Source organism: Kitasatospora sp. NPDC051984, from assembly GCF_044593455.1.
Lineage (GTDB): Bacteria > Actinomycetota > Actinomycetes > Streptomycetales > Streptomycetaceae > Kitasatospora.
This window is the reverse complement of sequence record NZ_JBIUCB010000014.1, coordinates 196885-205799: the sequence shown is the minus strand read 5'-3', so window position 1 is coordinate 205799 and position 8915 is coordinate 196885. Positions and strand designations below refer to the sequence as shown.

Here is an 8915-nt window from a genome sequence, read left to right as displayed (position 1 = left end):
ACACTCCAGCACGGCCGGACACCCCGATCAGCGCGGACGCATCGGCACCACACGTTCTGGTGATGACAGAAGCGACATCACGTCACATACCGTCCACTCAGGCGTGATCGGTTCGAAGAGTTCTGGGGTCGATGCCTCGAAGAGGAACTGCGCCACGAAGTCCTCATGACCGTCCTCGAGGTCCAGGCCATCGTGGAGGTGCACCACCTGGGCCCACGTGGTGAGCTCGGCCGATGCCACAAGGCCGTCGGTGGCCTTGGCCAGGGAGGCCTCAAGGGCGGCGCGATCCACGACGGCGCGATCCACGACGGCGTGGGCCGATTGACCTGCGCGGCGTGCGTTTCGCACCAGGTCGTCGAGTTCACCACGCCAGTTGACGAGATCTTCGAGAGCTGGGCTTTCGTCGGCGTTCATGCCGCTCATCCTGCCAGCGGGCGGTCCCCTCCCGAGCGCTGTCCGGTCGAGACGTTCGGCGGCGGCAAACAGTCGAATCCCCTCCCTGGAACGGGTTAAGTGCCGCCCTTCGGCCCCGGCGCGGTCTCGGTGGCCCGGTTACGGTGCAGTGCTCAATCCGGCAACCCGGACCACTCGGAGGCACACATGGTCACCCGAAACACCGCATGGCCTGCTGGAACGCCCTGTTGGGTCGATCTGTCCGCGGACGACCTCGACAAGGCCGTCACGTTCTACAGCAGTCTGCTCGGCTGGCAGGTCCAGCGCGGCGGCAAGGACGTCGGCGGCTACAGCCTGGCCCTGAAGAACGGCGCGAACATCGCCGGCATCGGCCCGAAGATGAAGCCCGAGATGCCCACGGCCTGGACCACCTACCTGGCCACCGACAACGTCGACGACACCGTCGCGAAGATCACCGCGGCCGGAGGGAAGGTCCTGTCGCCCGCGATGGACGTGATGACCCTCGGCAGGATGGCGATCGCGGCGGACCCCGGCGGCGCGGTGTTCGGCGTGTGGCAGTCCGGCGACCACACCGGTTTCGGCGTCGCCAACGAGGACGGCACGGTCGCCTGGAACGAGAACATGAGCCGCGACTACGAGGGCAACCGCAGGTTCTACCGCGAGGTGTTCGGCTACAAGTACGGCGAGGTGTCCGACGGTTCGATGAAGTACTCCACCCTCGACCTGCCGCACGGCACGGTCGGCGGGATCGGCGAGCTGCCGGCGGACACTCCGCGCGAAGTGCCGGCGCACTGGATGGTCGTCTTCGCCGTGCAGAACGTCGACTCGACCGCGGCCAAGGTGCCCGGCCTGGGCGGTCGCGTCACTCAAGCCCCGTTCGACACACCGTACGGCCGGATGTCCGTGGCGTCCGACGACCAGGGCGCGACGTTCACCCTCGTCCAGCCCCTGCCGACGGACTGATCCGCGCTCTGCCGAAGCCCAACTGACCGGCTCTTGCGGCGAACCGCCCCGTAAGCGCCGGTCAGTTGGGCTTCGGCAGGCGGATCACGGCCGAGCCGCGTGCGAGGTCGATCCGGCTGCGGTTCGGCGGGGCGCCGTCCTCGTCCTCGTCGCGAAGCATCAGCGCGGACTGGCGTTCCTTCAGCTCATTCTGCTTGCCCGCCGAGAACTGGGCGTGCAGTTGCTCGAATCCGGTCGCCGAGACCTGCCCCTGCCGGCTGCCGGGCCGCCACGGCAGGAGACCGGCGCGACCGGCCCGCAGCAGCACCTGGTCGACCACCGCGAGCGCGGTGAGCAGCAGCACCAGACCCGGCAGCGTCATGAAGACGATGAACCCCATTCGGCCAGTATCACCGCCCGGCCGCCCTCCGCACAGGGCCTCGCGGCACAGGGCCTCGCGCATCCCCCGCGAACGGCCACCGCATCCCAGCCAACACCCCTCGTACCCCAGCCACCCGGCCGCGCCGCACCGGCCGACTCGCGGATTCGCGTCGTAGCACCGGCCGACTCGCGGATTCGCGTCGTAGCACCGGCCGACTCGCGGATTCGCGTCGTAGCATCGCCCTCGGAGCACCGTGCACCGTTCGCACCCACCCCGCCGGAGGCAGTGAGCATGGACGTCGGTTTCGTCGGTCTGGGTGCGATGGGTCGGGCGATGGCCCGTCGGTTGCTGGATGCGGGGCACTCGGTGCGGGTGTGGAACCGGTCGGCGGAGCCGGTGGCCGAGCTGGTCGCGGACGGGGCGTCGGCGGCGGGGACGCTCGCGGAGGCGTTCGGCGCCGAGGTGGCGATCTCGATGCTGGCGGACGACAAGGTGGTCGAACGCCTGTTGCTGAACGAGGAGTTGCTGTCCGCCGCGCGGGCCGCCGTGCACGTCAACATGGCGACCGTCTCGCCGGGGCTGGCACGCCGGGCCGCCGAGTTGCACGCGCAGCACGGGCTGGGTTACATCGCGGCTCCGGTGCTGGGCCGGGCGGAGGCCGCGGCGGTCGGGAACCTGAACATCCTGGCGTCGGGTCCAGCGGCCGAACTCGACTGGGTGGCACCGCTGTTCGACGCGATGGGCCGGCGCACCTGGCATCTCGGCGAGGACCCGGCGGCCGCGAACGTGGCGAAGATCAGCGCCAACTTCCTTCTGGTGTCGGCGATCGAGGCGTTCTCGGAGGCCGCCGTACTCGCCGAGGCGAACGGTCTCGCACCGTCGGCGCTGCTCGACGTCCTCACCAACTCCCTTTTCCCGGGCCCGGTTTACGCCGGCTACGGCGCGATGATCACCGAGCGGTCCTTCGACCCGGCCGGGTTCCGCCTCGCACTCGGGCTGAAGGACGTCAACCTCGCCCTGGACACCGCCGCCGGCGCCAACGTGCCCCTCCCCCTCGCCTCCCTGCTGCGCGACTCGCTGCTGCAGGCCGTCGCCCACGGCCACGGCGAGAGCGACCTCGCCGCGATCTCCACCACCTCCCGCACCCGGGCCGCCATCTGAGGCCCACGGCCACCGGAACCACTCCAGAACCAGGACCACAGCCACCCACAGCCCGCCTCGAACGTAGCCCACCCCCCCTTTTCGTCGTATTGACGACAACCGGCACGCCCGCTTATCGTCATAGAGACGAAAAGAGAGGACGCCGCGACTCCCATGGCCGACATCACCCGCCGCTTCGGCTTCCGCCACCTGCGCTCCGCACCGACCAGCCACATCCGCCACCTCCGGGGCGGACAGCTCACCCACGAAGGCGCCGGACTCGCCTTCTGGTTCCGGCCGCTCACCGCCGCCATATCCGAAGTACCGGTCGACGACCGCGAGTTGGCGATGATGTTCCACGCCCGCACGGCCGACTTCCAGGATCTCGCGGTGCAGGCCACCGTCACCTACCGGATCAGCGATCCGACGGTCGCCGCCGCCCGCCTGGACTTCGGCATCGACCCCGACACCGGCAGCTGGCGCGCCGAGCCGCTCGCCCAGCTCGCCACCCTGCTCACCGAGACCGCGCAGCAGCACGCCCTCCAGCTGATCGCCCGAACTCCCCTCGCGGACACTCTGGTTGACGGTGTGACGGCAGTCCGCGAGCGGATCGCCGAAGGCCTGGGCACCGAGCCCCGGCTGGGCGAGATCGGGCTGACGGTGCTCGCGGTGCGCGTCACCGCCGTCCGGCCCGAGGCCGAGCTGGAGCGGGCGCTGCGCACCCCGGCCCGGGAGCAGGTCCAGCAGGAGGCGGACCGGGCGACCTACGAGCGTCGCGCGGTCGCGGTCGAGCGGGAACGCGCCATCGCCGAGAACGAACTCGCCAGCCAGATCGAACTGGCGCGCCGCGAAGAGGAGTTGGTGGCGCAGCAGGGCGCGAACGCGCGCCGCGAGGCGGAGCAGAAGGCGGCGGCGGACGCGGTGCGCACCGACTCCGAGGCCGCCCGGCGCACCCGGCTGGCGGTGGCGGAGGCCGAGGCGGCCGGCACGCTGGCCGCTCAACAGGCCGAGGCGGTACGGGCGTTGGGCGAAGCGAAGGCGGCCGCCGAGGCGGCGTGGCTGACGGCGCACCAGCAGGTCGGACCGGAGATCCTGCAAGCGCTGGCCCTGATCCGGCTGGCCGAACACCTGCCGCGGATCGACAGCGTCACCCTCACCCCGGACGTGCTGACCGGCCTGCTCACCCGGCTCTCCACCCCGACGCCCGCCACGACGCCCCACACCCCGACGGGTCCGGCCGGCGACACGGATCGACCGGTCCGATGAGCCTCGCTCCGCGCGTGGTGCTGGTCCACCGGCGCACCGAGTACCAGGAGTTGATCGCCCATCACGGGACGCACGGCCAGGCGGAGTTCTTCCTCGCCGGCCGCGGGCGCTCGCTCGCCGAGGCGGAGCAGCGGCACGACCTGGCCCGGAGTGCGCTGGCCGAGGTGTCGGCGGCGGTGCCGCTGGACTGGCGGCAGACCCGGGTGGAGCGGGCGGACCTGGACCGGTTCCTGTTCGGGCCCGAGGACCTGGTGGTGGTGGTCGGCCAGGACGGGCTGGTCGCCAACACCGCCAAGTACCTGTCGGGGCAGCCGGTGATCGGCATCGACGCGGAGCCGGGCCGCAACCCGGGCGTCCTGGTGCGACACCGTCCGGGGCAGGCCGGGCCGCTGCTGCGGGCGGCCGTCGGGCCGGGCGCGGAGCGGCGCTTGGAGTTGCGCACCATGGTGGAGGCGGTGGCGGACGACACCCAGCGGCTGCTGGCGCTGAACGAGATCTACCTCGGGCAGCCCGGCCACCAGACCGCCCGCTACCGGCTCTCCGCACCGGGTGGCGACGCGGAGTCGCAGGCATCCTCGGGCGTGCTCGTCGGCACCGGCACGGGCGCGACGGGGTGGTGCCGCTCGGCGTGGCTGGAGCGGTCCAGCCGGCTGCCGCTGCCCGCGCCGACGGTGCCGCAGCTGTCCTGGTTCGTCCGGGAGGCGTGGCCGTCCCCGGTCACCGGCACCTCGCGCGTCGAGGGCCTGCTGACCTCGGAGCAGCGGCTGGCCCTCACCGTGGAGTCCGAGCGGCTGGTGGCGTTCGGTGACGGCATCGAGTCCGACGCCCTGCACCTCACCTGGGGCCAGACCGTCCGCGTCGGCCCGGCCGCGCAACGCCTCCACCTGCTCGCCTGAGCCCGCCCCGCGTCCCCCGACCGCACGTCGCCGCAGGCCGGACGGGCAGCGGGCCCCCGCCCCCCGGGGGGCCCCCCCCCGGCGGGGGGGCCCCCCCCCCGGGGGCCCCCCCGGGGGGGGCCCCCCCCCGGGGGGCGCCACCCCGGCGCCCCCGCCGCGGCCCGCGCCCCCGGCCCGGCCGGGGCCCCCCCCCCCCCCCGCCCCCCCCCCCGGGGGGGCGGGGCCCCCCCCCCGGCCGGGCCCCGCCGGCCGCCGGGGCCCTGCCTAGGATGGAACGAACGACGGCAAGGAGGTCCGGCCATGGCTCGACGATTCGCTCTCACCTTCCCCGGGGAGACCGGAGGCCACGCCGAACAGGACGTGGTGGTGGTCGAGGCGACCGGCACCCGAGGCCCCGGCGGGCACCCGGTGTACACCGACCCGTCCGGCATCGTGCAGGCCGAGATCAGCGACGCCGGCGAGGTCCGGATGATGGCCACCGGCGGCCATCAGGCCCCGCGAACGCCGATGCACGCCGAACCACTGCCCTGAGCCTCGGCCTCCCCGCCGCCGACACCAACGGGAAAGCGCTTGCCGGACACCTTCCGGTAAGCGCTTTCCCGTTCGTTCCGGTTCGACCGACTCTCAGCCGCTCACCAGCGCGAGTGCACCTGCGCCCGCAGGCGGCGGTCGTACAGGTCCTGAACGGCGTCCAGGGTCTGCGGCGACAGCGGCGGCAGAGCGGCCGTCTCGGCGTTGGCCCGGGCCTGCTCGGGGCTGCGGGCGCCGGGGATGACGCTGGTGACGCCGGGCTGCTGGACGATCCAGCGCAGCGCGGTCTGCGCGGAGGTGGCGCCGGGCGGGGCGAGGCGGGCGAACTCGTCGGCGGCCTCCACCCCGGTCGCGAAGTCGACGCCGGAAAAGGTCTCGCCCTGGTCGAACGCGGAACCGTCCCGGTTGTAGGTGCGATGGTCGTCCGCACCGAACAGGGTGTCCTTGGTGTACTTCCCGGACAGCAGGCCGGACGCCAGCGGGACGCGGGCGATGATGCCGACGCCGGCCTTCTCGGCGGCGGGCAGCACCTCGTCCAACGGCTTCAGCCGGAACGGGTTGAGGATGATCTGCACGCTGGCGACGCCGGGCCGGGCGATCGCGGTGAGCGCCTCCGCGCAGGTCTCCACGCTGACGCCGTACGCGGCGGTGCGGCCCTCCTCGACCAGGGTGTCGAGCGCGTCGAACACCTCGTCGCTGGAGTACACCGCCGTGGGTGGGCAGTGCAGTTGCACCAGGTCGAGTCGGTCCACGCCCAGGTTGCGACGCGAACGGTCGGTCCACTCACGGAAGTTGGCGAGGGTGTAGTTCTCCGGCAGTTGCGGCAGCCGGCGGCCGAGCTTGGTGGCGACCAGCAGTTCGTCGTCCTGGCGGGACTTCAGGAAACGACCGACCAACTGCTCGCTGCGGCCGTCCCCGTAGACATCGGCGGTGTCGAAGAACGTCACCCCGGCGTCGGCGGCGGCGTCCAGCACCGCCAGCGCGTCGTCCTCCAGCACCACGCCCCAGTCGGCGCCCAGCTGCCACGTCCCGAGACCCACCACCGACACCGGACGCCCGGTCCGGCCAAGTACACGCTGTTCCATGCGCCGAGCCTGCCACAATGCCCGACGCGGCCCAACCCCCGACACTCCCCGGACGGCACCGGCCCCACCGGCCGTGCAGACCTGAAGGCCGCCCCGGCGCCCAACGGCACCGGGACGGCCCGGCTCGATCAGCGGCGCGTACCCGCCAAGGGGCGACGCCCGCTCAGACGTTGACGCCGTAGTCCAGCGCGATGCCCCGCAGGCCGGAGGCGTAGCCCTGGCCGATGGCGCGGAACTTCCACTCGGCGCCGTAGCGGTAGAGCTCACCGAAGACCATCGCGGTCTCGGTGGACGCGTCCTCGCTCAGGTCGTAGCGCGCGACCTCGGCGCCGTCGGCGTCGTTGACGACCCGGATGAAGGCGTTGCGGACCTGGCCGAAGCTCTGGCGGCGCTGCTCGGCGTCGTAGATCGACACCGGGAAGACGACCTTCGCGACCTGCGGCGGAACGGCCGTCAGGTCGACCCGGATCTGCTCGTCGTCGCCGTCGCCGCCACCGGTGAGGTTGTCGCCGCTGTGCTCGACCGAACCCTCCGGGCTGCGCAGGTTGTTGTAGAAGACGAAGTGCTGGTCGCTGAGGACCCGTCCGGCCTCGCTGCACAGCAGCGCGCTGGCGTCGAGGTCGAAGTCCGCGCCGGTGGTGGCCCGGACGTCCCAACCGAGGCCGACGATGACGGAGGTGAGCCCCGGGGCCTCCTTCGTCAGCGAGACGTTTCCGCCCTTGGCGAGCGAGACTCCCATGTTGCCCTCCTGTGGTATCCCCGTACCGGGCCCGGTAGTTCGGCCCGGCGGCCGGCAGCCGCCGCGTGATGCGGGCGCAGGCCCCGAAGTTGAATCTACAGCACTGTAGAACAGGACGGAATCCACCTTCGTACCAGCAGCGTCCCAAAAGTCACCGCGCGGCACCGGATCTGACGGCACCACACCGAGCGGCACCGGCCTGATCGTCGGATCGGTTCTCGCGAGGTCGGACGCCGGCGTCCCCCGCTGGTCACCCACAGCGTCCCCCGCAGGTCACCCGCAGCGTCCCCCCGCAGGTCACCCGCCGCGCGCCGCCCAGGTCACCCCCCGCGCCGCGCCGGGGCCGCCTACCGGCGTCGGCCGTCGCCCCGGGCATACCCTTTCCGAGGAGGTGCCCCAGATGAGTGATGACACGACGATCCCCGGTATCGATCCGAAGGTGCCGCCCAGCGGCGACGGCTGCGTGGAGTGTCTGGCCGGCGACGGCCAGGGCTGGTGGTTCCACCTGCGCAGGTGCGCGGCGTGCGGACACATCGGGTGCTGCGACTCCTCACCGTCCCAGCACGCCACCGCACACGCCCGGTCGGCCGGCCACCCGTTCCTGACCAGTTTCGAACCGGGCGAGGACTGGTTCTGGAACACCGAGACCGAACAGTTCTACGAGGGCCCGCCGCTCGCCGGCCCGTCCGCGCACCCGGTCACCCAGCCCACCCCGGGCCCGGCCGGCCGCGTCCCGATCGACTGGCAGCAGCGCCTGCGCTGACTCCCCGCCCACCACAACCGACCGTACCCGCGCCACCATCCGTGCCGGGTACGGTCGGTTTGTGGTGCGACGCGGGCCGGCGCGGCCACCCGCACGGACCGGCAGCGACAGCGGCGGCGACGGCGACAGCGACGGCGAAGGCGAAGGGGCGGGAACGTGGACGCACAGCAGTGGGAGACGGTGCGGCGGCTGGCGGCGTGGCTGGCCGAGGGAAGTACTCAACCCCCGGAGATGCAACGGGTGTTGCAGTGTCTGAAGATCAGCGAGGAGGCCGGCGAGGTGGCCGAGGCGGTGATCGGCGCACTCGGCCAGAACCCGCGCAAGGGCTTCTCGCACACCTGGGACGACGTGGCGGGCGAACTGTGCGACGTGGTGATCACCGCGATGGTCGCGCTGACCCGGGTGCATCCGGACCCGGCCGCCGCGTTCGACGCGCACCTGGCGAAGGTCGCTGCCCGCGCGCTGCCGACACCGGAGTCCGACGCCGCCCCGAACTGAGGCGGGCCGACCCGTCAGCGGTGCCCGACGGCGAACAGCAGGAGCACGAATCCGGCGAACACGTGGGTACCCACGATGTAGATCAGCGCACGGATCAGCATCTGCTTGCGCCGCGCCTTCTCCTCACGCACGGCGGAGCTGGTCACGTCGGTCCTCCTGTCGTCCTGTCCTGTCCCGGTTCTGCCGTTCCGGCCTTTGCAGGGTACGCCGTACGGGGCCCGTGGCGGAGATCACGGGCCACTTAGGGCCACCTACGGTG

General features: G+C 72.4%; 12 protein-coding genes. 7 read left to right on the top strand and 5 right to left on the bottom strand.

What is annotated here, in order from left to right:
* Positions 1-27: 27 nt before the first annotated feature.
* On the bottom strand, positions 28-414 hold the full coding sequence (locus tag ACIHEI_RS25820) for a hypothetical protein (protein WP_396608240.1): 387 nt from the start codon (positions 412-414) through the stop codon (positions 28-30).
* 186 nt (positions 415-600) lie between these two features.
* On the opposite strand from ACIHEI_RS25820, the gene ACIHEI_RS25815 reads away from it, so the two are divergent.
* Complete coding sequence (locus ACIHEI_RS25815) at positions 601-1377, top strand: VOC family protein (RefSeq protein ID WP_392943705.1); 777 nt, start codon at positions 601-603, stop codon at positions 1375-1377.
* Between the two features lie 61 nt (positions 1378-1438).
* Here the strand turns inward: ACIHEI_RS25815 and ACIHEI_RS25810 are convergent, their stop codons facing one another.
* The gene (locus ACIHEI_RS25810) at positions 1439-1756 is read right to left on the bottom strand and encodes a DUF6191 domain-containing protein (protein ID WP_392943706.1); all 318 of its coding nucleotides are present in this window, start codon (positions 1754-1756) and stop codon (positions 1439-1441) included.
* Between the two features lie 273 nt (positions 1757-2029).
* On the opposite strand from ACIHEI_RS25810, the gene ACIHEI_RS25805 reads away from it, so the two are divergent.
* The 4 genes from ACIHEI_RS25805 to ACIHEI_RS25790 all read left to right on the top strand — a co-directional run bounded on the left by ACIHEI_RS25805 (position 2030) and on the right by ACIHEI_RS25790 (position 5571).
* A complete protein-coding gene (locus ACIHEI_RS25805) occupies positions 2030-2899 on the top strand; it encodes an NAD(P)-dependent oxidoreductase (protein WP_396608239.1) in 870 nt (289 codons plus the stop codon).
* Between the two features lie 153 nt (positions 2900-3052).
* Entirely contained in the window at positions 3053-4144 is a 1092-nt protein-coding gene (locus tag ACIHEI_RS25800) for an SPFH domain-containing protein (RefSeq protein ID WP_387633704.1), read from the top strand.
* A complete protein-coding gene (locus ACIHEI_RS25795) occupies positions 4141-5040 on the top strand; it encodes a hypothetical protein (protein WP_387864503.1) in 900 nt (299 codons plus the stop codon). Before ACIHEI_RS25800 ends, ACIHEI_RS25795 begins: the two co-directional genes overlap by 4 nt.
* A gap of 300 nt (positions 5041-5340) precedes the next feature.
* Positions 5341-5571, top strand: a complete 231-nt coding sequence (locus ACIHEI_RS25790; protein WP_387633707.1) for a DUF6296 family protein — start codon at positions 5341-5343, stop codon at positions 5569-5571.
* A 101-nt stretch (positions 5572-5672) separates the two neighbouring features.
* On the opposite strand, the gene ACIHEI_RS25785 is transcribed toward ACIHEI_RS25790, so the two are convergent.
* Complete coding sequence (locus ACIHEI_RS25785) at positions 5673-6656, bottom strand: aldo/keto reductase (RefSeq protein ID WP_396608238.1); 984 nt, start codon at positions 6654-6656, stop codon at positions 5673-5675.
* A 163-nt stretch (positions 6657-6819) separates the two neighbouring features.
* Positions 6820-7395, bottom strand: coding sequence for a TerD family protein (locus ACIHEI_RS25780; RefSeq protein ID WP_392943710.1), 576 nt, complete (start codon positions 7393-7395; stop codon positions 6820-6822).
* Between the two features lie 400 nt (positions 7396-7795).
* Here ACIHEI_RS25780 and ACIHEI_RS25775 point away from each other — a divergent pair, with 400 nt between their 5' ends.
* Together ACIHEI_RS25775 and ACIHEI_RS25770 are read left to right on the top strand one after the other, a co-directional pair.
* The gene (locus tag ACIHEI_RS25775) at positions 7796-8158 is read left to right on the top strand and encodes a UBP-type zinc finger domain-containing protein (protein WP_392943712.1); all 363 of its coding nucleotides are present in this window, start codon (positions 7796-7798) and stop codon (positions 8156-8158) included.
* 156 nt (positions 8159-8314) lie between these two features.
* On the top strand, positions 8315-8656 hold the full coding sequence (locus ACIHEI_RS25770; RefSeq protein ID WP_392943714.1) for a MazG-like family protein: 342 nt from the start codon (positions 8315-8317) through the stop codon (positions 8654-8656).
* A gap of 14 nt (positions 8657-8670) precedes the next feature.
* Here ACIHEI_RS25770 and ACIHEI_RS25765 read toward each other — a convergent pair whose 3' ends face one another.
* Positions 8671-8802 (bottom strand): DUF6126 family protein, encoded by a 132-nt coding sequence (locus ACIHEI_RS25765; RefSeq protein WP_387633717.1) that lies wholly within the window; start codon positions 8800-8802, stop codon positions 8671-8673.
* Between the last annotated feature and the right edge of the window lie 113 nt (positions 8803-8915).